Annotated in this window: 21 protein-coding genes; 8 read left to right on the top strand and 13 right to left on the bottom strand. The window is 70.2% G+C overall.

The features are described from left to right. Positions 1-1,060: PE family protein (locus N415_RS17175; protein WP_081665323.1), on the bottom strand; the 1,060-nt coding region annotated here is incomplete at its 3' end. A 176-nt stretch (positions 1,061-1,236) separates the two neighbouring features. Here N415_RS17175 and N415_RS17170 point away from each other — a divergent pair. Continuing rightward, the gene (locus tag N415_RS17170) at positions 1,237-2,064 is read left to right on the top strand and encodes an SDR family NAD(P)-dependent oxidoreductase (RefSeq protein WP_068184338.1); all 828 of its coding nucleotides are present in this window, start codon (positions 1,237-1,239) and stop codon (positions 2,062-2,064) included. Between the two features lie 30 nt (positions 2,065-2,094). On the opposite strand, the gene N415_RS17165 is transcribed toward N415_RS17170, so the two are convergent. Genes N415_RS17165 through N415_RS17155 form a run of 3 tightly spaced genes read right to left on the bottom strand, consistent with a single transcriptional unit; the run spans position 2,095 to position 5,154 of the window. Further along, positions 2,095-2,946 carry a glycine betaine ABC transporter substrate-binding protein gene (locus N415_RS17165; RefSeq protein WP_068184335.1) on the bottom strand — a complete coding sequence of 284 codons (852 nt, stop codon included), beginning with the start codon at positions 2,944-2,946 and terminating at the stop codon, positions 2,095-2,097. After that, positions 2,943-4,115 (bottom strand): NADP-dependent malic enzyme, encoded by a 1,173-nt coding sequence (locus tag N415_RS17160; RefSeq protein WP_152531442.1) that lies wholly within the window; start codon positions 4,113-4,115, stop codon positions 2,943-2,945. Before N415_RS17160 ends, N415_RS17165 begins: the two co-directional genes overlap by 4 nt. Before the next feature lie 49 nt (positions 4,116-4,164). Then, positions 4,165-5,154 carry a malate dehydrogenase gene (locus N415_RS17155; protein ID WP_068184328.1) on the bottom strand — a complete coding sequence of 330 codons (990 nt, stop codon included), beginning with the start codon at positions 5,152-5,154 and terminating at the stop codon, positions 4,165-4,167. 168 nt (positions 5,155-5,322) lie between these two features. Between N415_RS17155 and corA the strand changes: the two genes are divergently transcribed. Beyond that, the gene (gene corA, locus N415_RS17150) at positions 5,323-6,426 is read left to right on the top strand and encodes a magnesium/cobalt transporter CorA (RefSeq protein ID WP_068184349.1); all 1,104 of its coding nucleotides are present in this window, start codon (positions 5,323-5,325) and stop codon (positions 6,424-6,426) included. Positions 6,427-6,527: 101 nt separating this feature from the next. On the opposite strand, the gene N415_RS17145 is transcribed toward corA, so the two are convergent. Genes N415_RS17145 through N415_RS17120 form a run of 6 tightly spaced genes read right to left on the bottom strand, consistent with a single transcriptional unit; the run spans position 6,528 to position 11,884 of the window. Beyond that, positions 6,528-7,106, bottom strand: coding sequence for a suppressor of fused domain protein (locus N415_RS17145; protein ID WP_068184347.1), 579 nt, complete (start codon positions 7,104-7,106; stop codon positions 6,528-6,530). 2 nt (positions 7,107-7,108) lie between these two features. Next, entirely contained in the window at positions 7,109-8,281 is a 1,173-nt protein-coding gene (gene ugpC, locus N415_RS17140; protein WP_068184324.1) for a sn-glycerol-3-phosphate ABC transporter ATP-binding protein UgpC, read from the bottom strand. Positions 8,282-8,285: 4 nt separating this feature from the next. Then, positions 8,286-9,119: a carbohydrate ABC transporter permease gene (locus N415_RS17135; RefSeq protein WP_068102489.1), complete on the bottom strand. Its 834-nt coding sequence runs from the start codon at positions 9,117-9,119 to the stop codon at positions 8,286-8,288. Next, positions 9,109-9,924: a sugar ABC transporter permease gene (locus tag N415_RS17130; protein WP_081665322.1), complete on the bottom strand. Its 816-nt coding sequence runs from the start codon at positions 9,922-9,924 to the stop codon at positions 9,109-9,111. Before N415_RS17130 ends, N415_RS17135 begins: the two co-directional genes overlap by 11 nt. Positions 9,925-9,977: 53 nt before the next feature. Further along, complete coding sequence (locus N415_RS17125) at positions 9,978-11,357, bottom strand: extracellular solute-binding protein (RefSeq protein ID WP_068184320.1); 1,380 nt, start codon at positions 11,355-11,357, stop codon at positions 9,978-9,980. Further along, positions 11,357-11,884: a general stress protein gene (locus N415_RS17120; RefSeq protein WP_068184318.1), complete on the bottom strand. Its 528-nt coding sequence runs from the start codon at positions 11,882-11,884 to the stop codon at positions 11,357-11,359. The genes N415_RS17125 and N415_RS17120 overlap by 1 nt, the downstream gene beginning before the upstream one ends. Before the next feature lie 66 nt (positions 11,885-11,950). Here N415_RS17120 and N415_RS17115 point away from each other — a divergent pair, with 66 nt between their 5' ends. The 5 genes from N415_RS17115 (at position 11,951) to N415_RS17095 (ending at position 16,933) form a co-directional block, all read left to right on the top strand. Then, positions 11,951-12,496: a DUF4190 domain-containing protein gene (locus N415_RS17115; protein ID WP_068184316.1), complete on the top strand. Its 546-nt coding sequence runs from the start codon at positions 11,951-11,953 to the stop codon at positions 12,494-12,496. Between the two features lie 65 nt (positions 12,497-12,561). Then, complete coding sequence (locus N415_RS17110; protein WP_068184313.1) at positions 12,562-13,875, top strand: CBS domain-containing protein; 1,314 nt, start codon at positions 12,562-12,564, stop codon at positions 13,873-13,875. Further along, positions 13,872-14,414: a DUF1003 domain-containing protein gene (locus tag N415_RS17105; RefSeq protein ID WP_068184310.1), complete on the top strand. Its 543-nt coding sequence runs from the start codon at positions 13,872-13,874 to the stop codon at positions 14,412-14,414. The genes N415_RS17110 and N415_RS17105 overlap by 4 nt, the downstream gene beginning before the upstream one ends. 100 nt (positions 14,415-14,514) lie before the next feature. Beyond that, positions 14,515-15,765 (top strand): lytic murein transglycosylase, encoded by a 1,251-nt coding sequence (locus N415_RS17100; protein ID WP_068184307.1) that lies wholly within the window; start codon positions 14,515-14,517, stop codon positions 15,763-15,765. A 34-nt stretch (positions 15,766-15,799) separates the two neighbouring features. Further along, the gene (locus N415_RS17095) at positions 15,800-16,933 is read left to right on the top strand and encodes an Mrp/NBP35 family ATP-binding protein (RefSeq protein ID WP_068184304.1); all 1,134 of its coding nucleotides are present in this window, start codon (positions 15,800-15,802) and stop codon (positions 16,931-16,933) included. Between the two features lie 80 nt (positions 16,934-17,013). Here the strand turns inward: N415_RS17095 and tatB are convergent, their stop codons facing one another. The 3 genes from tatB to rseA form a co-directional block, all read right to left on the bottom strand. Beyond that, a complete protein-coding gene (gene tatB / locus N415_RS17090) occupies positions 17,014-17,415 on the bottom strand; it encodes a Sec-independent protein translocase protein TatB (RefSeq protein WP_068184300.1) in 402 nt (133 codons plus the stop codon). A gap of 7 nt (positions 17,416-17,422) precedes the next feature. Further along, positions 17,423-18,931, bottom strand: a complete 1,509-nt coding sequence (locus N415_RS17085; protein ID WP_068184298.1) for a trypsin-like peptidase domain-containing protein — start codon at positions 18,929-18,931, stop codon at positions 17,423-17,425. A gap of 136 nt (positions 18,932-19,067) precedes the next feature. Continuing rightward, complete coding sequence (gene rseA / locus N415_RS17080) at positions 19,068-19,442, bottom strand: anti-sigma E factor RseA (RefSeq protein ID WP_068184344.1); 375 nt, start codon at positions 19,440-19,442, stop codon at positions 19,068-19,070. A 403-nt stretch (positions 19,443-19,845) separates the two neighbouring features. Here rseA and N415_RS17075 point away from each other — a divergent pair. After that, positions 19,846-22,171: AAA family ATPase (locus tag N415_RS17075; RefSeq protein WP_239645606.1), on the top strand; the 2,326-nt coding region annotated here is incomplete at its 3' end.

The raw sequence follows: 22,171 nt of genomic DNA, 5'->3' as shown, positions 1-22,171 counted from the left end.
CGGCGGTGCCGCCGGCGCCGCCGTGCCCACCGACGCCGCCCTGCCCACCGGCCCCGCCGCTACCGAATAGCAGCCCACCGTCTCCGCCGATCCCACCGGCGCCGCCGGTGCCTCCCGCGCCGCCGCTGGCGTCGAGGCCATTGCCGCCGACGCCGCCGATGCCACCAGTGCCGCCCTGGGCGTCGGCGTTCGAGAGGAGGACATTGGGGCCATAGCCGGCGCCGCCGGTGCCGCCGACCTGGCCCAGCGTTCCGTTGTCGCCCGTACCGCCGGGGCCGCCCACGTTTCCGGCGTTCAGCCCGGTGCTGCCGGTGGCCGCCGTGCCGCCGTCGGGCGTGACGGCGGTCGCACCGGTCAGGCCTGTGCCGCCCTGCCCGCCTGCCCCGCCGCTGCCGAACAGCACCGCACTGCCGCCGCCCCCACCGTTCCCGGGGTTGCCGCCGTTGACACCACTAGCGGCGGCCCCGCCGAGCCCGCCGGTACCGCCGTTGCCATAGAGCAGGCCGCCGCTGCCCCCGTGACCGCCGTTGGCGCCGGCCCCGCCGCCACCGCCGCCTCCCCCGGTGCCGAACAGCCCGGCGTCGCCGCCGTTGCCGCCGGCCACGCCGTTGGCCGTCTGGGTGAAGCCGGCTCCGCCGTTGCCCCACAGCAGCCCCCCGGCACCGCCGTTGGGGTTCGCCGCCGTGCCGTTGGCGCCGTCGCCGATCAGCGGCCGCCCCAGCAGCGCCTCGGTGGGGGCATTGACCAGGCCCAGCAACTCTTCCTGCAGCGGGTTGGCGTTGGCGGCCTCCGCGCCCGCGTACGCGGCCGCGCCGGCCTGCACCGCCTGCGCGAACTGCTGATGGAATGCCGCCGCCTGCGTGCTGAGGGTTTGGTAGGCCCGGCCGTGGGCGCCGAACACAGCCGCGATGGCCGCCGACACGTCGTCGGCGCCCGCCGGCAGCAGCTCGGTGGTCGCGGTCGCGACCACGCGGTTGACCTCACCCAACGAGTAACCGATGCCGGCCAAATCCGTTGCCGCAGCCTCCAATCCGTTGGGCAGGGCCACCAAGAACGACATCGCCACCTCCGAATCGCCGGTCGGGAGGGAAGCATCTCATGTTTGCTGCCGCCCGCGCCGCGATATGGCCGACACCGGCCGGCCGCGGCGGCTGCCCGGCCGCGCCTCCTCCCGATGGCGGCGGTACCCGGGGTACCGGTTAGCCTCGACACCGAGCCGACACGAGGAGGGTGCTCATGCAGGGATTCGCGGGGAAGGTCGCCGTGGTCACGGGTGCCGGTTCGGGTATCGGTCAGGCGTTGGCGATCGAGCTGGCCCGCTCGGGCGCCAAGGTGGCCATCAGCGACGTCGACACCGAGGGCCTGGCCCACACCGAGGAGCGGCTGAAGGCCATCGGCGCGCCGGTCAAGGCGGACCGGCTCAACGTCACCGAGCGCGAGGCCTTCCTGGCCTACGCCGACGACGTCGCCGAGCACTTCGGCAAGGTCAACCAGATCTACAACAACGCCGGCATCGCCTTCACCGGCGACGTCGAGGTCAGCCAGTTCAAGGACATCGAGCGGGTGATGGACGTCGACTTCTGGGGCGTCGTGAACGGCACCAAGGCGTTTCTTCCGCACCTGATCGCCTCCGGGGACGGCCACGTCGTCAACGTCTCCAGCGTGTTCGGGCTGTTCTCCGTGCCGGGCCAGGCGGCGTACAACGCGGCCAAGTTCGCCGTCCGCGGCTTCACCGAGGCGCTGCGGCAGGAAATGGTGCTGGCCCGCCACCCGGTCGCGGTGACCACCGTGCACCCCGGCGGCATCCAGACCGCGATCGCCCGCAACGCCACCGCCGCCGAGGGACTCGACCCCGAACAGCTGGCCAAGCTGTTCGACAAGCGGCTCGCCCGGACCAGCCCGGAACGCGCCGCCAAGGTCATCCTGGACGCCGTCCGCAAGAAGAAGGCCCGGGTGCTGGTCGGCACGGACGCCAAGCTGTTGGACGTGATGGTGCGGGTGGCGGGCCCGTATTACCAGCAGCTGTTCGGCCCGGTGATGGGCCGCTTGATGCCCAAGCCCTAACGGCCGCGCCGAGACTCGACGGCCTAACCCTCAGCGCCCCAACGGGTGTTCGGCCAGCCAACCGCCCGCGACCGCCTGCGGGTCGGCGCCGCCGGCCACCTGCCGGCGCATGTCGGCCAGCGCCGCGGTGTCCAGCACGCCGGCCACCTCGTTGATCGCCAGCAGCTGCCGATCGGAGAGCGCGTTGCGCCGATACAAGGGCACCACGTTCTCGGCCTGGATCAGCGCGGGTTTGCCGTCGGCCAGCGCGACCAGGTCGCCCGGGCTGTTGGGGTCGGCGGTGGTGGTCCATCCCGCTGACGGCTGCCCGGCCCGCACCGCCGCGAAAAGCGCGTCCTCCGAAGGGAATTCGCGCGGCGTGGGCAGCCGGCAGGATCCCACTGCCGCGGGTGCGTGAAATCCGGTGACGGCCCCGATCGCCAGCCCGTCGCAGTGGGCCGGCAGCGTGCTCAGGTCCGCGGTGAGGTCGTGCCCGCCCCAGGCCTTCGCGGTGGCCCGGGTGACCAGCAGCACGGGCTTGTCCTCAGCGGCGGTGGCGTAGTCACCGGCCAGGACGCCCTCGGGCAGCGCCGCGATCATCGCCCGGTAGACCTGTGCGTCGGACATCGCCGTCGCGCCGGGCTGCAGGAGCCGCAACGTCTGTCCGGTGAACGCGGGCACGACGGTGAACGCGCCCGAGTCCAGCTTCGCCATCGGGTCGGGGGCGGTTTCGGGCCGGGCCGCGAAACCGTAGGACCGCAGCGCCGCGGTGTAGAGGGCGGCCAGCAGCGCCGACTCGGGGTCGGGCCGCGACCCGACCACCAATTCCGTTGCGGGACGGCTCTGTCCGCAGCCCGCCACCGCGAGCAGCGCGGCCAGCAGCAGCGCGGCCAGCCTGGTCACACGGAGGAGTCGGAAGCGATCGCGACGGCGGCGGCGACGGCTTCCCCGACGCGGGAGTCCAGCGGGCTCGGGACGATCCGGTCGATCGCGAGGTCGTCGCTGACGACGGAGAAGATCGCCTCGGCGGCGGCCACCATCATCTTCTCGGTGATGCGGCGGGCCCCGGCGTCCAGCGCGCCGCGGAACACCCCCGGGAACGCGAGCACGTTGTTGATCTGGTTTGGGAAGTCGCTGCGGCCGGTCGCCACCACCGCGGCGTACTTGGCGGCGACGTGGGGGTGGATTTCCGGGTCCGGGTTGGACAGCGCGAACACGATCCCGCCCGGCGCCATGGTGGCGACCAACTCCTCGGGGACTACTCCCCCCGACAGGCCGAGGAACACGTCCGCGCCTTCGAGCGCCTCGACCAGGCCACCGGACAGGCCGTCGGGATTGGTCCGCAGGGCGAGTTCGACCTTGACGCCGTTCATGTCGTCGCGCCCGCCGTGCAAAATGCCGCGCGAATCGAGCACCGTGATGTCCGAAACACCCATCGTCAGAAGGAGATTCGTGCACGCCACCCCGGCGGCACCGGCACCCGAGACCACCACGCGCAGCGAGGACATGTCCCGGCCGAGCAACTTGCTGGCGCCCATCAGCGCGGCCAGCACCACGATCGCCGTGCCGTGCTGGTCGTCGTGCATCACCGGACAGTCCAGCGCCTCGATGACCCGCCGTTCGATCTCGAAGCAGCGCGGGGCGGAGATGTCCTCGAGGTTGACGGCGCCGAACGTGGGGCGCAGCCGCACCAGCGTCTCGACGATCTCGTCGGGGTCCTTGGTGTCCAGCACGATCGGGATCGCGTTCAGCCCGCCGTACGCCTGGAACAGGGCGCACTTGCCCTCCATCACCGGCAGCGACGCCGCGGGGCCGATGTCGCCGAGGCCGAGCACCGCGCTGCCGTCGCTGACGACGGCCACCAGCCGGTTCGACCACGTGTACCGCGCGGCCAAGGTGCGGTCCGCGGCGATCGCCCGGCTGACCTGCGCCACGCCCGGGGTGTAGGCGATCGACAACGCGCGCTCGGTGTCCAGCGGAGCGCTCAGGGCCACCGACAGCTTCCCGCCTACGTGCGCGTCGAAGATCTCATCGTCTCCGATGGCCAGCTGCGGCGACGCGGTGTGTGGCATCGCATCAGGGTAAGGGCTACCCATTAGTAGACCTAATTTCCGTCGGAGATCAGATGAGGCCGAGCTCCGTGACCGCGTTGCGCTCGTCGGCCAGCTCCGCGGTCGACTTGTCGATCCGGCCGCGGGAGAACTCGTCGATCTCCAGACCCTGCACGATCGACCAGTTGCCGTCCTTGGTGGTCACCGGGAACGAGGAGATCAGGCCCTCCGGCACGCCGTAGGAGCCGTCGGAGACGACCGCCATGGAAAGCCAGTCGCCCGCGGGGCTGCCGAGCAGCCAGTCACGGGCGGCATCGATGGTCGCCGACGCGGCCGACGCGGCCGACGAGGCGCCGCGCGCGTCGATGATCGCGGCGCCGCGCTTGGCGACGGTCGGGATGAAGTCGTTCTCGATCCACCCCTGGTCGCCGACGACCTCGGCCGCGTTCTTGCCGCCGACCTCGGCGTGGAAGATGTCGGGGTACTGGGTGGCCGAGTGGTTGCCCCAGATCGTCATCTTCTTGATGTCGGTGACGGCGGCGCCGGTCTTCTTCGCCAGCTGCGATATCGCCCGGTTGTGGTCGAGGCGGGTAAGCGCGGAGAACCGCTCCCGCGGGATGTCGGGCGCGTTGGTCATCGCGATGAGCGCGTTGGTGTTGGCCGGGTTGCCCGTCACGCCGACGCGCACGTCGTCCGCGGCGACGGAGTTGAGGGCCTTGCCCTGCGCGGTGAAGATCGCGCCGTTGGCCTCCAGCAGGTCGCCGCGCTCCATGCCCGGGCCGCGCGGGCGCGCGCCGACGAGCAGGGCGAGGTTCACGCCGTCGAAGATCTTGTTCGGGTCCGCGCCGATTTCCACGCCCGACAGCAGCGGGAAGGCGCAGTCGTCGAGTTCCATCACGACGCCCTCGAGCGCCTTGAGCGCCGGCTCGATCTCCAGCAGGCGCAGCTCGATCGGGCGGTCGGCGCCCAGCAGCGCCCCGCTGGCCAGGCGGAACAACAGGCTGTAGCCGATCTGGCCGGCGGCGCCGGTGACGGCGACCTTGACAGGACTTGCGCTCACTTCGATGTACTCCTCGGGACGCGGTTGCGGTCGAAGTCGAAACTAGCGCACCGCCGTCGGCGCGAAACGTCCGGTCCACGGCCGCCACTGCGCCTTCATGCCGTCTTTCCCCAGGACGCGTAGCATTGAGCACCGCTTGCCTGACCTGCGCCGCGATCGGAGGTGAAGGTGTTTCCCGGACCTGACGCGTTGCCCGAAGTGCTGCGACCGCTCGTGCCCGAGCCGCGCGAGCAACGCACCCAGCCCGTCGAGCAGGCACCCGTCGAGACCCTGGTCGACTGCGCCGTCTACGTCGACGGCCATCGGCTGCCGGGGAAGTTCAGCTATGCGGCCGCGCTCACCCGGGTGCGCCAGACCGAAGTGTTCGGGCAGGAGGCGTTCGTCTGGGTCGGTCTGCGGGAGCCGAGCCTGGCCGAGATGCAGGACGTCGCCGACGTCTTCGGGCTGCATCCGTTGGCCGTCGAGGACGCCGTGTGCGCGCACCAGCGGCCCAAGCTGGAGCGATACGACGACACGGTGTTCCTCGTCCTGAAGACCGTCAACTACGTCCCGCACGAGTCGGTGGCGGCGGCCCGCCAGATCGTCGAAACCGGCGAGATCATGGTGTTCGTCGGCAAGGACTTCGTGGTCACCGTCCGCCATGGCGAGCACGGCGGGCTGTCCGACGTGCGCAAGCGCCTGGACGCCGACCCCGAACAGATGCGCCTCGGCCCCTACGCCGTGATGCACGCCATCGCCGACAACGTGGTCGACCACTACCTCGAGGTGAGCAGCCTGATCGAGTCGGACATCGACACCATCGAGGAAGTGGCGTTCGCCCCGGGCCGCAAGATCGACGTCGAGCCGATCTATCTGCTCAAGCGCGAGGTCGTCGAGCTGCGCCGGTGCGTGAATCCCCTGTCGTCCGCGTTCCATCGGATCCAGATCGAAAACAAGGACGTGATCTCCAAGGAGGTGCGCCGCTACCTGCGCGACGTCTCCGACCACCAGTCGGAGGCCGCGGACCACATCAACAGCTATGACGACATGCTCAACTCGCTGATCCAGGCCGCCCTGGCCCGAGTCGGCATGCAGCAGAACAACGACATGCGCAAGATGGCGGCCTGGGCCGGTATCGCGGCGTTGCCCACCGCGGTCGCCGCCATTTACGGGATGAACTTCCATTTCATGCCCGAGCTGAACTGGACGTGGGGCTACCCGGGGATCATGGCCCTGATGGCGCTCTCCTGCCTGATCCTGTACTTCCAATTCCGCCGCAACCACTGGCTTTAGTGCGGGTGTCAGTGTGCGCCCAGGGCTTTGCGTGTGCATCCAGGGCGGGAATTTCTCGATTTTCCCGCCGCTGATACCCACTCAAAGCCGCCACTGCACACTCAACTGGGTTGCGCCGCAGGGCGTTTCGGGTCCAGCACGTCGACGCCGTCGTTGCTCCAGGCCTGCCGCATCGCCTCGGCGCCCTTGAGCCGCACCCAGGCCGCCTCCGTCGCGGTGATCGGGGTCGCCGACAGGAACTTCACCGGCTCGCGCGGCGGGTCGAGCGGCAGATCCGGGATGTCGCTGTCGCCCAACAGCACCGCGGTGAACGGCACCCGGCCCGACGGCCACGCCCACAGCGGCGAGCCGAGGTCGACGAGGGCGTCGGCGACCAACACCACGCCCTCGACGGCCGGCGTCGCCGCCAGCACGGCCAGGCTGCGCGCGATGCCGGTGGCCGGCCCGGGATCCCGGAGCCGCAACACGATTTCGGCGCGCGGGCCGCGCAACGGGTCGGCCAGCACCTCCGTCGGGTCGGTCATCGGATGCCGCGAGCACCCCAGCGACACGTAATGCACCAATCCCCCGCCGCGAAATCGCAGCACCTCAATGGGCTCGGTGCCCAGGAACGTGACGCTGGCCGAGTCGGGCTCGGCGCCAGCGAAGTGGCCGCGCAGGTGCGCGCGCACCAGCTCCAGGGTCACTGGGCGACGGGCAGTGTCAGGTTCGCCCCGGAGTCGGCGTCGAAGACGGCGACCTTCGTCGTGTCGAGGGCCAACTCGATCGACTGCCCGATGGTGGCCTTCGACTCCGCGGGAACCCTTGCCACGAACTGGTTTTCGTGCACCTCGCCCTGCGCCTCCAGCTCGTCGAGCTGGGCGGCGTGCACGGCCGGGCCCGCGGTGGTGAAGTACACGTACTTGTCGGCGCCCAGCGATTCGACCATGTCGACCTTCACCTCGAAGGTCAGCGCCCTGATGCGCTGATACCCGTCGATCAGCGCGGCGTCGGCCAGGTGCTCCGGGCGCACGCCGACGATGACGTTCGCCGGCTTGTCGTGCGCCGAGATCACGCGCTGCACCTCCGGGTCCAGCATGACCTCGCCGAACGACAGGGTCAGTCCGTTCGGCGTCAGCTCGGCGGGGAAGAAGTTCATCGCCGGCGAGCCGATGAACCCCGCGACGAACAGATTCGCGGGACGCTCGTAAAGCTCGTCGGGGGTGCCGATCTGCTGCGCCACACCGCCGTGCATCACCACCACGCGGTCCCCCAGCGTCATGGCCTCGGTCTGATCGTGGGTGACGTAGACGGTGGTGGTGCCCAATCTGCGCTGCAGCCGGGCGATCTCGCCGCGCATCTGCACCCGCAGCTTGGCATCCAGGTTGGACAGCGGCTCGTCCATGAGGAACGCCTTGGGATGGCGCACGATCGCCCGGCCCATCGCGACCCGCTGGCGCTGCCCACCGGACAACTGGGACGGCTTGCGGTCCAGAAGCTCGGTCAGGTCAAGGGTTTTCGCGGTCTCTTCCACCTTCTGCGCGATCTCGGCCTTCTTCATCTTCGCCAGGGTCAGCGGAAACGCGATGTTCTGTCGCACGGTCATGTGCGGGTAGAGCGCATAGGACTGGAACACCATCGCGATGTCGCGGTCCTTGGGCGCCTTCTCGTTCATCCGCTGGCCGTCGATGCGCAGCTCGCCCGACGAGATGTCCTCAAGCCCGGCAATCATGTTCAGCGTCGTGGTCTTGCCGCAGCCGGAAGGCCCGACCAAGATCAGGAATTCGCCGTCGGCGATGGTGATGTTCAGGTCCTTCACCGCGGCGGCGCCGTCGGCGTAGCTCTTGTTGACATTCTCCAACACAATCTCGGCCATCGCGCTATCCCTTCACAGCGCCAGAGGTCAACCCGGCGACAATCCGTCGTTGGAAAATTAGAACAAAAACGATGATCGGGACGGTAATCACGACGGCACCGGCCGCGATCGACCCGGTGGGTTCCTCGAACTGCGAACTGCCGGAAAAGTTCGCGATCGCCACCGGCGCGGTGATGGCCGCCTTGGTGGCGGTCAGCGACAGCGCCAGCAGCAGGTCGTTCCAGGCGAAGATGAAGACAAGGATCGCCGCGGTCACCAGGCCGGGCGCCGCCAGCGGCACGATCACCCGGCGGAAGGCCTGACCCGGCGTGGCGCCGTCCATCTTGGCTGCCTTCTCCAGGTCCCACGGGATCTCCCGGAAGAACGCCGACAGTGTGTAAATGGCAAGGGGCAGAGCGAAAGTGATGTACGGCAGGATCAGGCCCGGCCAGGTGTCGAACAGGCCGAGCGCGCGTTCGATGTTGAACAGCGGGGTGACCAGCGAGATGGCGGGGAACATGGTGATCAGCAAAGTGGCGCCGATCAGCGCCCGCTTGCCGGGAAAGTCCAACCGGGCGATCGCGTAGGCCGCCATGGCGCCCAGCACCACCGCGATCGCCGTGGTGATCAAGCCGATGCCGATCGAGTTGATCAATGCCGAGCTGAAGAATTCGCCCCGGAAGATGCCGCGGTAGTTCTCCAGGGTCACCGACGACGGAATCAGCTTGCCGTCCTTGACCGTTGACGACGGCTTGAGCGACAGCGACAGAATCCACAGCACCGGGACGATCGCGTACACCACCACCAGCGTGTCGATCACGGCCCAGACCGCCAAGCGCCCGACGGGTTTAGCGGCCATCGCCCGCACCACCGGGCGCTGATGCGCCGAACGCCTTGATGTACACCAGCGCGATGATGCCCACGCAACAGAAGATCAGCACGCTGATCGCCGAGCCTAGGCCCACGTTGAAGCCCTTGAACAGGTTGTCGTAGCCCAGGATTGACACCGAGTCGGTGTTGTTGGCGCCGTCGGTCAGCACGTAGATGTTGTCGAAGATGCGAAACGCGTCCAGGGTTCGGAACAGCAGCGCGACCACGACCGCGGGCTTGATGATCGGCAGGATGATCCGGGTCAGCCGCCGCCACGCGCCGGCCCCGTCGACCTGCGCGGCCTTCAGCAGGTCCTCGGGCACCAGCGCCAGCCCGGCCAGCAGCAGCAGCGACATGAAGGGCGTGGTCTTCCAGACCTCGGCCAGCACGACGATGCCAAGCGACGGAATCTGTTGCGTGAGTGGGGCGCTCCCCTGCGGCAACAGGTTGGCCAGGTAGCCGGTCCCGGGCGTCCAGGCGTAGTACCAGCTGTACGACGCGACGACGGTGACGATGCCGTACGGGATCAGCACCGCGGTGCGCACCAGGCCCTTGCCGACAAGCGTGCGGTGCATCACCAGGGCCAGCGTCAGGCCCACCACGAACTCGATCGTCACCGAGACCGCCGTGATTCCCAGCGTCACCAAAAGCGCTGTCCACCAGTACCGGTCGGTCAGGATCGTCTGGTAGTTGCCCAGCCCGATGAAGGCGGTGTCACCCGGCGTGGCAAGGTTGTTGCGCTGCAGGCTGAGCCAGACCGCGTAGCCGATCGGGTAAGCCGTCACCGCGAGCATCAGGGTCGCGGCGGGTGCGACCAAGGTGAACGCCAGTCGCCGCTCGGCGCGGCTCACGGCAGCAGCCCCTTGCCGTCGATCGCCTTCTGCGCCCGCGCGGTGAGCTCGTCGGCCGTGCGCTCCGGGTCGATCCGGGTGATCGGGCTCAGCGCCGCCGACAGCCGCAGCGACAGCGCCTGGTACACCGGCGTCGCCGGGCGCACGGCCGCGTCGGTGAGCTGCTGGCGAATCACCGTGTGCATCGGATACTTGGCCTGGAATTGCGGATCGGAGTACAGCGACGTGCGCACCGCGGGCAACCCGCCGGCGATCGACACGTACTTCTGGCTCTGCACGCTGCGCAGGCAGCGCACCGCTTCGAACGCCTCCGCGCGGTGGCGGGTGGTGCTGGCCACCGCCAGGTTCAGCCCGCCGATGGTTACCTTGGCCGGGCGGTCCGGCGCCACCCGCGGGTAGGGCGCGAACCCGAAGACCTGCTGGCTTGCCCGGTAAGCGATGCGGAATTGCTCGTCGGTGGGCACGAAGGTGCCGACATCGTTGATGCTGCCGGTCAGCGCCGGATCGCGGTTCAGCGGCAGGAACGGCACGCCGCCCTTGACGGCGTTCTCCAGCAGGGAGGCCAGCACATAGGGCCAGTTGACCTCGAGCGCGGCCCTGCCCTGTTCCACCGCCAGCCGCGCGGTGCCCTCGTCGGTCCGGCTGAACGACGGGTCGGCCCCGGGCGCGGTGGCCACCGACTTGAGGACCCGCAGGGCGTCGACGGTGGCGGCCCGGTGCGCCGGCGTGTCGGTCAGCGTGACGCGACGGCCGTCGTCGGATAGCACCTGGCCGCCCGCGCTCACCAGCAGCGTGTTGAACCACACCACCAGGCCCTCACCCTCGTTGGCCTGCGCGGCGATCCAGGAAGGCTGGCCCGCGTCGTGCAGCCGGGTGGCCTCGGCCACCATGCCGTCCCAGGTCGACGGCGGCTGGCTCACCAAATCCGGCCGATACCAAAGCAATTGGGTGTTGGTGGTCACGGGCGCGCCGTACAGCCGCTGCTTCCACCGCGCCGTCGCCAGCGGGCCCGGCAGGGTATCGACGGTGGCGTCGGACTCGGCCTGCCCCGCGGGATCGTCGGACAGCGGCAGCGCCCAGCCCGCCTCGGCGAATTCCGCGGTCCACACCACGTCCAGCGCCATCACGTCCAGGCCGCGGTCGTGGGCGCTCAGCCGGCGGGCCAGCTGCACCCGCTGCTCGCCGGGGCCGCGGGGCAGGCTGACGTGCCGGACCGTGAACCCCAGTTGCCGGGTGCACTCCTGCGCGACGGCGGTGAAGGTGGCCGCGTCGGTCGCCGGCGTGTAGAAGCTGACCACCACGCCCGAGCCGGCCGCCGCGCAGCCGGACAGCAGCGCCGACGCGACGGTGAGCGTCGCCAGGCCACGACGACCCATCAGATCGCCAGGCGCGCCAGCAGATCCCGTGCCTTCTCCGCGTTTTGCGGATCGCAGAGCACGTCGTAGCGTCCGGCCACCAATTGCAGAGTGGAGCTGAAATCCCTTGTGCCACGGGCCATTGCGTAGGGCACGGCGGAGGTGATCAGGCCGAAGAACACCCCGGCGACCAGGCCGGTGACCAGCGCGGCCCACGGGTTGGGGCTGAAGAAGCCGAGCACCAGGCCGATGAACAGGCCCAGCCAGGCCCCGCTGATCACCCCGCCGCCCAACACCTTGGGCCACGACAGCCGGCCGGTGACGCGCTCGACCTGCATGAGGTCGACGCCGACGATGGTCACCTGCTGCACCGGGAACTGTTGGTCGGACAGGTAGTCGACCGCGCGCTGCGCCTCGGCGTAGGTGGGATAGGAGCCGACGGGCCAGCCCTTGGGCGGTGTCGGCAGCGAGGGCACGCCGCGCCGGCCGGCCGCCGCGCCCGTGGGCGTGGCGCCGGGAACCTGTCCGGGCTGGAAAGGACTACTCATCGCCGCTCATTCTCCTCCGCCTCGGCCATCCTCTCATCCCGAGCCCGTTTTGCTAGGTTGAGCACCATGTCAGCCCCCGGCGACCCCGGCGAAGGCGCCAAACCGCCGCCAGGCGGCGGCCGGGATGATTGGACGCCGCCCTGGGATCCGCCCGCGCTCGAGTATCCGGCATATTCGCCCCCGGGCTATCCGCCGGGCTATCCCCCCGACTACCCACCGCCGATGCCGCCCCCCGAATACGGGCCGCCCCCGGGATACGGCCCACCGCCCGGCTACGGACCCCCGCCCGGCTATGGACCCCCGCCCTATCCCGCCGGATATCCCGGCTACGGGCCGCCGTCCTATCCCGGCGGCTACTTCGCGACGCCGGACTACCGGGTCCAGCCTGGGACCAACGGCATGGCGATCGCGTCGCTCATCTCGTCGTTCTCCGGCTTTCTGTGCTGTGCCATCGGCTCGATCGTGGCCATCGTGCTGGGCGTGATCGCGCTGAACCAGATCAAGCAGACCCGCCAGGAGGGCTACGGTTTGGCCGTCACGGGAATCGTGATCGGCGCGGGCACCCTGGTGGTCTTTTTGGTCATCGCGATGTTCAGCATCCGTTCCCATTAGGGCAACTCGCCGCAAAGCGGCGTCGCAGCCTGCCATCCGGGCGGCGGCTGAATAGGCTCTCTGGCATGGGACCGGTCAACAGGGTGTACGTCGCGCGGCTCCCGCGAATGTTGGTGTTGGGTCCGCTCGGCGAAAACTTCGGCCGCGTGCGCGACGTCGTGATCAGCATCAGCATCGTCCTCCAGCAGCCCCGCGTCCTGGGGCTGGTCGTCGATTTGGCAACGCGCCGCAGCATTTTCATCCCGATGCTGCGGGTCGCCGGGATCGAGCCCGACGCGGTGACGCTCAACACCGGCAGCGTGTCGTTGCGCCACTTCGAGCAGCGGCCGGGCGAGGTGCTGGCGATGGGCCAGGTGCTCGACACCGTCGTCAAGGTCAACGATCCCGAACTGCCGGAGCTGGCCGGTCTCGACGTCGTCATCACCGACCTGGGGATCGAACAGATCCGGACGCGCGACTGGCTGGTCACCCGGGTCGCCGTGCGCACCCAGCGACGGCTGCGACGGCGCGGCCCCGTGCACGTCGTGGACTGGCAGAACGTCCAGGGCCTGACCCCGTCGGCGCTGGCGCTGCCCGGCCAAGGGGTGGCACAGCTGCTGGACCAGTTCGAGGGGCGCAAGGCGGTCGATGTGGCCGATGCGATCCGCGGCCTGCCGCCCAAGCGGCGCTACGAGGTGCTCAAGGCGCTCGATGACGACCGGCTGGCCGACGTCCTGCAGGAGCTGCCTGAGTTGGACCAGGCGGACGTGCTCTCGCAGCTGGGCACCGACCGATCGGCCGACGTGCTCGAGGAGATGGACCCCGACGACGCCGCCGACCTGCTCGGCGTGCTGAACCCGACGGACGCCGAAATGCTGCTGACCCGGATGGACCCCGACGAGTCCGAACCGGTGCGCCGGCTGCTGACCCATTCCCCCGACACCGCGGGCGGCCTGATGACCTCCGACCCGGTGGTGCTCACCCCGGACACGTCGGTCGCCGAGGCACTGGCCCGGGTCCGCGACCCCGACCTGACCGCGGCGCTGTCGTCCATGGTGTTCGTGGCGCGCCCGCCGACGGCCACCCCCACGGGGCGCTACCTGGGCTGCATACCGCTGCAGCGGCTGCTGCGCGAAGCGCCGGCGGAGCTGGTCGGCGGGATCGTCGACAGCGACCTGCTGACCCTGACGCCGGAGACCCCGCTCGGCGCGGTCACCCGCTACCTCGCCGCCTACAACCTGGTGTGCGGGCCCGTGCTCGACGACCAGAACCACCTGTTGGGCGCGGTGACCGTGGACGACCTGCTCGACCACTTGCTGCCGCACGACTGGCGCGTGGATGTGCAGCAGCTGGACACCACCGGCCGCATCGAACAACGACTGGGAGGAGCGTCGGGGTGAGCAGGTCCACCGCACCGCGCCGGCTTTACACCCCCCGGACGTCGCGCCGGTATTCGCCCCGCGTCGACCCCGAGGCCGTCGGGCAGGTCACCGAGTCCATCGCGCGGTTCTTCGGCACCGGCCGTTACCTGCTGATCCAGACGATCATCGTGGTGGTGTGGATCGCGCTGAACGTGTCCGCGGTCGAGCTGCGCTGGGACCCCTACCCGTTCATCCTGCTCAACCTGGCCTTCTCCACGCAGGCCGCCTACGCGGCCCCGCTGATCCTGCTGGCCCAGAACCGCCAGGAGAACCGGGACCGCGTCGCGCTCGAAGATGATCGGCGCCGCGCCGCCCAAACCAAGGCCGACACCGAGTACCTGGCCCGCGAGCTGGCCTCGTTGCGGCTGGCGGTGGGCGAGGTCGTGACCCGTGAGTACCTGCGCGACGAGCTGGAGGACTTGCGTTCTATGCTGGCCCGGTTGCAGCCGGAAGGTGCGGACGGGGAGGCCGCGAGGGCGGGTGACGACTGGGAGCGAACGGCTAAGAAATCCCGGTAATTATCAAATCCACCATTGCGCCACTCCCGTCACGGGGGTTATGTATTGTGATCTGGTTCACGAAGCTCAGCCGGTAGTTTCCCGACCTTAGGACCGTCGAGTGCGCATTGGGGCACGCTGGGGTAAACGCCCCGACGCCGCGGCCGAGCGGCAACGCGCACGCCTGACAAAATCGCCGGCTTTCGGGGTCGCCGTCATCACTCCCCTGGTCTTCGCCGGAGCGGTCGGCGGCGCGGCTCCCACCTTCCCCGGGCACGCCCCACCGGTGCACAGCCAGGTCATGCCGGTGCGCGACGCCGCGATCTTTCCGGTGGCCGCGGTCTCGCCGAGCGCGCCCGACACCACCGGGCCGGTGGTTTTCGCGATCGACCGGGCCCCGACGGCGTTCCACATCGCCGAGGCCGCCCCGTCCGCGCCGCCTCCCCCGATGATCGTGAGTGCGCCTGGCGCCCTTGGCATTCCGTCGATCGCGCTCGCCGCGTACCGCAGCGCCGAACAGAAGATGGCCGTCGCCGCCCCGAACTGCGGCGTCAGCTGGAACCTGCTCGCCGGCATCGGCCGCATCGAATCGGGCCACGCGAGTGGCGGCGCCGTCGACTCGCGCGGCACCGCCGTCGTCCCGATCTATGGCCCCGCGCTGGACGGCACGCTGCCCGGCAACGAGGTCATCCTGCAGAGCACCGCAGGCAACCGCCCCACCTACGCCCGCGCGATGGGGCCGATGCAGTTCCTGCCGGGCACCTGGGCGCGCTACGCCGTCGACGGCAAGGGCGACGGAACGGCCGATCCGCAGAACCTGTTCGACTCCACCCTGGCGGCCGCCCGCTACCTGTGCAGCGGGGGGCTCAACCTGCGCGACCCGTCGCAGGTGATGTCGGCGATCCTGCGCTACAACAACTCGATGGCCTACGCGCAGAACGTGTTGGGCTGGGCCGCGGCCTACGCCACCGGCGTGGTCCCAGTCGACCTGCCGCCGATGACCGGGCCGCCGCCGCCGCTCGGCAACGCACACGACGATCATCCGGAGGGGCTCGGCCCCAACCTGCCGATGAACGTCATCGGCCTTCCGTCGGACGACTTCTTCGCGCGGACACCGCTGATCGACCTGAGCGGGACGCCGTCCACCGGCCAGCAGCCGATGTACCCATGGATGCAACCCACACCGCAGCAGTCGCCGACGCAACTGCCCGGCTGCACCGTGATCTGCATCGGTCCGCAGAACCCGGCGCCGCCAGCCTTCGGGCAGCCGGCGTTCGGTCCGCCGCCCGCCAACCCCGTTCCACCGGCCCCGGTGGGTCCCGCCGCGGGGCCGCAGGCGTCGGGATCGCCCAGGCCCGGACCGGCCGGCTAAAGGGACCCGCCGCGCACGCCTAGACTCGGCGGTGATGTCCACCGATCTAGCTGCCGCCATCCGCACCGCCCTGGGGAAGGTTATCGACCCCGAATTGCGCCGTCCCATCACCGAACTCGGGATGGTCAAGAGCGTCGACGTCGACGCCGACGGCGGCGTGCACGTGGCGATCTACCTGACCACCGCCGCCTGCCCCAAGAAGACGGAGATCACCGAGCGGGTCGCCGGCGCGGTCGCCGACGTGCCCGGCACGGGCGCCGTCAAGGTCAGCCTGGACGTGATGAACGACGAGCAGCGCACCGAGCTGCGCAAGCAGTTGCGCGGGGACGCCCGCGAGCCGGTCATCCCCTTCGCCCAGCCCAGCTCCCTGACCCGGGTCTACGCGGTCGCGTCCGGCAAGGGCGGCGTCGGGAAGTCCACGGTCACGGTCAACCTGGCGGCGGCGATGGCCGCGCGCGGGCTGTCGGTCGGCGTGCTGGACGCCGACATCCACGGCCACTCCATTCCGCGGATGATGGGCACCACCGACCGGCCCACCCAGGTCGAGTCGATGATCCTGCCGCCCATCGCCCACGAGGTGAAGGTCATCTCGATCGCCCAGTTCACTCAGGGCAACACCCCGGTGGTGTGGCGCGGGCCGATGCTGCACCGCGCGCTGCAGCAGTTCCTGGCCGACGTGTACTGGGGCGACCTGGACGTCCTACTGCTCGACCTGCCCCCGGGCACCGGCGACGTCGCGATCTCGGTGGCCCAGCTGATCCCCAACGCCGAGATCCTGGTCGTGACGACCCCGCAGCTGGCGGCGGCCGAGGTCGCCGAGCGGGCCGGCAGCATCGCCCTGCAAACCCGGCAGCGCATCGTCGGTGTCGTGGAGAACATGTCCGGGCTGACGCTGCCCGACGGCACCACCATGCACGTGTTCGGCGAGGGCGGCGGGCGGCAGGTCGCCGAGCGGTTGTCCCGCGCCGTCGGCGCCGACGTGCCGCTGCTGGGTCAGATCCCGCTGGACCCGTCGCTGGTCGCCGCGGGTGATTCCGGCGTCCCGGTCGTGCTAAGCGCGCCGGACTCCCCGGTCGGCAAGGAACTGCGCGGGGTGGCCGACACCCTGTCGGCGCGAAAGCGTGGGCTGGCGGGCGTGTCGTTGGGCCTGGACCCGACGCGGCGTTAGCTCACCCACCCGCGAGCGACCGTGTTTGCACGGCGACACGCCGTAAACGGCGTACATCTGCGGTCGCTCGCGACCAGAGATCAGGTCGCGTCGGTGTCGAACGGGGCCGGGCCGGACGCGCGCAGCTCGGTGACCGGCTGGGGCGGCTCCGCCGGCTGCACCGGTTTAGGCGCCCCATTCACCGGCCCCTCGAAATTCCCGGTCAGGAACGAGTCGTCGCCGTCCAGCAGGTGCTTGGTCAGCGCGGCGCGCGGCGTCATGCCGCGCAGCTTCTGCAGCTCGGACAGCGGGGCGCGCAGGTCGTCGAACTCGGGGCCGATGTCCTCGCGCAGCTGGTTGGTCACGCCGCTGAGGTAGTCGCGGGCCTGCCGCAGCGCGGTGGACGTCCAGCGGATAGCGCCGGGAAGGCGCTCGGGCCCGAGGATCACCAGCCCGACCACGACGAGGACCAGGATGTGCTCCCAGCTGAGGTTGGAGAACATAGATCGCCTAGTCCGGATCCGGTTTGACCGTCAGCGTGACGTGGCGGCCGTCGCGGACCACCTCCACCGGGGAGTCCTGGCCGATGGTCAGCTGCCGGACGGCGACGACGAACTCGTCGGCGTCGGCGACCTTGCGGCTGCCGACCTTGACGATCACGTCGTTCTCCAGGATCCCGCCCTTCTGCGCGGGGCTGCCCGCCTTGACGTTGGCGACCTGCGCGCCGGAGGCGATCGCGTTGCTCACCGAGCGGGTGCTGACCCCGAGCGTCGGGTGCACGATCTTGCCGTCCTTGATCAGGGTCTGCGCGACCTGCTTGGCCTCGTTGATCGGGATCGCGAAGCCCAGCCCGCTCGCGCTGTCCGACAGCGACTTGCCCGCGGTGTCGATGCCGATCACCTGGGAGTCCATGTCGATCAGCGGGCCACCGGAGTTGCCGTGGTTGATCGAGGCGTCGGTCTGCAGGGCGTCGATGACGGTGTCGGTGTCCGAGCCCTCCCCGGACAACGGGACGGGCCGGTGCAGGGCGCTGATGATGCCGTGGGTCACGGTGCTGCGCAGCCCCAGTGGCGCACCGGCGGCGATGACCTCGTCACCCACCCGCACCTTGTCGGAATCGCCGAGCCGGGCCACGGTCAGGTTGTCGACGTTGTCGACCTTGAGCACGGCCAGGTCGGTCTTCGGGTCGCGACCGACCAGGTTGGCGGGCACTTCCTTGCCGTCGTTGAACACCACGGTCGTCTTGAACTGGCTCGGGTTGTTGGCCGCCTCCGAGATCACGTGGTTGTTGGTGACGATGTAGCCGCGGCCGTCGATGACGACGCCCGAGCCCTGCATGCCCTCTTGGTCGCTCTTCGACTCGATGGTCACCACCGCATTGGCGGTCGCGGCGGCCACCTTGGCGAACCGGCCGGCCGGCGACTCGCCGTTGCCGTTGGTCGCCAGGCTCACCTTCGAGGTGGTGAACGCCTCGACGACCTCGGCCGTCTTGCGGCCGATCACGCCGCCGATCATGCCGATGACCAAGGCGATCAGCAGCAGGACGGCCAGCGCCAGGTAGGACACCTTGCGCCCGAACAGAACGTCGCGCACGCCGAGCTTGCCGGTGTAACCGGGCACGCCCTGCGGCGGTGCCGGCGGCACCGCCGGGGTGCCCAGGGCAGCCCCGGCGGCCGGGTCGCGCCAAGGGTCTTCGGCGCCGTCGGGCTCGTCGCCGTCCTTCTCGGCCGCCAGCGCGCCGGCATCGATCGGGTGGCGCTGCAGCGTGTCCGCGGTGCCGACGGGCTTGCTGAAGGCCTCCTCCAGCACCGGGTCGGCCGGTTGGTCGTGGGGCGCGAATTCCCCCTCGTCGCGGTACTTCGGCGGGCGCACGCGCTCGGCCACGAAGGACCCCTGCTGCCCGGCGGGACGGCTGAACAACTGACGCGATGCGGGGTCGACCGGTGGCCGTGAGATGGGACGCGGCGCCAGGCGGTTCCCGCCCTGGTTTCCGCCGTCAGTACGGTCGTCGGAGGTCACGTTACCCCTTTGGATTCTCTTCTCGAGCGCTCGAGACAGGCCCGCTTACCGGGCGCTTTGCGCCCCCACCGGCGTTGTCCGTGTCCACCCTAGTATCCACAATGCGCCGTTGGTCGGCACGAACGCGCGTGTGGGGCTACCGGCGCTTACGCTGATCGCGCGCGTCGCGCTCGGACGTGTCGTCCTCCACGGGGTAGTGCGGGATTTCGGATAGCAGCCCGAGCAGGTTGCTGGGGATGCGAATCGGATGGGAGTCGCGCAGCGCGGCGCGCGCCCGGCTCTGATCCTCGACCTCCGCCGCGCAGTCCGGGCACAGCGAGAGATGGTGCGCCGCGCGCAGGTGCGCGTTCATCCGCAGCTCGCCGTCGACGAAAGCCGCGATGGCCTCGATGGACAGGTGCTCGGTGGAACGGAACCGGCGCGGCGCGCCGACCGGTTCGTCGCTTTGGGAGGCGAACTGCGAGGGCAGCCAGGAGAACGCGCGGCGAAACACCTCTCCCCGGTCGGCCATCACCACATCCCTTCGGGGAACTCTAAGATTTCTAAGCCGCGCATAATTCGAATGTAGCGCGGCGCGGCCGCCGATACCCCGTGTACGGCTCGCAAAAATCCCAGGATTCCCGGCCGAGGCGGCCTCGTGACGTCGAGTCGGCGGGTCTGGCGCGTGCCGGCGCCGATTTCTTCATCCATTCGCCATCGTTGTGCGCCGCGCGCGGACCAGCGCCGGGGCTACAGTGAATCCGCATCATGTCCAGGTGTGCGGTTGCAGTGGCCGCTGAAGTCTTGCGGGCCGCCCCGGGCGCTCACTGGTTAGTGTGCGCCGGCGCGACGGCGCCGTTGATGGGGAATTCTCCCCATTTTGACCGGCATTCATGGTGGGCGGCACCGTGACTTCGGGCCGAAACGTAAATCGCTTGCTGGAGCGCGAGGCGGTGCTCGCGGAGCTTGATGGTCTGACGCGGGCGGTACGCCGTGGCAGCGGCCGGGTGGTCTTGTTGCGGGGCGAGGCCGGGGGCGGCAAGACCGCGGTGATCAACGCGTTCACCGCGGGATTGGATGGGTCGGTGCGCGTGCTGGTGGGCGGGTGTGACCCACTCAGCGCGCCGCGCCCGCTGGGTCCACTGCTCGACGCGCTAGCCGGGTTGGGCCCCGCGGCCGACGCGCTGGGCGCCGCCATCGACGCCGGTGACACCGCCGCGCTGTATCGCCGCCTGCTGGCAATGCTGCGGGACGGGCATCGGTGGGTGTGGGTGATCGAAGACGCCCACTGGGGGGACGGGGCCACCCTCGACCTGGTGCGATTCTTGGCGCGTCGCATCGCCTCCCTGCCGCTGCTCCTAGTGGTGACCTACCGCGACGACGAACTCGACGATCGGCACCCGCTTTCGGTGGCCCTCGGGGACGTGGCCAGTTGCACGGCGGTATCCCGCATCGGGTTGGAGCCGCTGAGCCGCGACGCCGTAGCCGCGTTGGCCACGGGCAGCGGCGTTAACGCTGACCAGTTGCACCGACTGACCGGCGGTAACCCGTTCTTTGTCACCGAGGTGTTAGCGGCCGGAGCGGAAGCGCTGACCCGAAATGCCTTGCCCCGCAGCGTTTCCGAGGCGGTATGGGGACGGCTGGCTCGCCTGTCCACGCCGGCGCGCGACGCCGCAAAGGCGGTGGCGATCTGCGGTCCCCACGCCGATCCCGAGCTCGTGCACCGCGTGTGCCCCGCAGCTGGCACGGGCCTGGCCGAATGCCTCGACGCGGGAATGTTGGTCGCTCGGGGGCGGTCGATCGCGTTTCGCCACGAACTCGCTCGGCACGCGACGCTGGATCGCATCGACGCCCATCAACGCAAGCTCTTGCATGCCCGCGCCCTCGACGCGCTCGCCGAACCTCCAGTCGACCCAAACACGTTGGCGACATTGGCCTTCCACGCCGACGAGGCCGACGATTCCGCGGCTGCCGTCCAGTACGGCGTCGCCGCCGCGCAGCACGCCGCCGGGCTGGGGGCGCACCGCCAAGCCGCGGAGCTCTACGCCCTAGTCCTCCGACGCGCCGACGCCGCGCCCGCCGAACAGAAAGTGGTTTGGCTGGAGCAGCACGCGCAGGCCGCCTATCTGGGCGGGCTCGTGCAGCCGTCCGTGCGCTCGTATCGGGCGGCGATCGCGCTGCGCCATCAATTGGAGGATCCCCTGGGCGAGGGCGACGACTTGCGCCGGCTCTCGCACGTGTTGAGCCGCGTCTCCGAGGCCAGGAAGGCGGGCCAGGCGGCGTTGCGGCTGCTGGAGCAATGCGGGCCCACCCCGCAGCTGGCCTGGTCGCTGGCTCACATGGCCGAGCTTTCGATGATGGCCGACGACCCGGCCTGCGCCGAGTACGCGGCGCGCGCCACCGCCCTGGGCAGCCAACTGGGCATGCCGGCCGTTGCGCTCAAGGCGAACTACTACGCGGCCCTGTTCGGGCTGCTGCGGACGGGCGCGGGGTGGGACAAGCTAGAAGCCGCGTGGCGGGAGGCGATGGACAGCCCAGAGCTTGCCGAGCTCACCGGGCTGATGGGCATGGGGTTGTGCTGGCAGGCGGCGCTGCACTACGAAGTCGATCGCGCCGAGGGCTACATCGCCGAGACGACGGCGTTTTGCGCCGAGCACGATTTGGCCACCTTCGAGCCGCTCGCGCTGTCCGCGGCGACGCAAGTCGCGTTGCACCGTGGGGACTGGGCCCGCGCCGCCGCGTACGCCGAGGACGTGCTGTCCCGGCCCGCGATGTCCCCGCTGCACCGGTATTTGCCGTTGACCACCCTGGCTTTGATCCGCGCCCGGCGCGGCCAGGGACCGGTGTCGGCGCTGCTCGACGAGGCCCTGGCCGCCGCCGAACGCGACGACTTTTTCCGCCTGGGGCCGGTGTGGCCCGCCCGCGCCGAGGCGGCTTGGCTGCGCGGCGACGACGACACCGCCCGCGCCGAGGCGCTGGCGGGGCTGGAGACGGCTCACGACCACGCGAACCCGTGGCTGGTCGGGTCCCTTTGTCGCTGGGTCCGTTTGGCGGGCGGCGAACCCGATGATCGCCGAAAGCTGAGCACCCACTTCGAGCTGGAGGCCAGCGGTGACTGGCGCGGCGCCGCGGCCGAATGGACGCGCAAAGGTTGCCCCTACGATGCCGCTATCGCCCAGCTCGGGGGTGACGTCCCCGCGGTGGAATCGGCCCTGGCCACGTTCCGGCGCCTCGGCGCGACGGCCGCGGCCCGTCGCGCCC

The organism is Mycobacterium sp. UM_CSW (assembly GCF_000455205.1).
GTDB lineage: Bacteria > Actinomycetota > Actinomycetes > Mycobacteriales > Mycobacteriaceae > Mycobacterium.
This window is presented reverse-complemented; position numbering and strand designations above follow the sequence as displayed.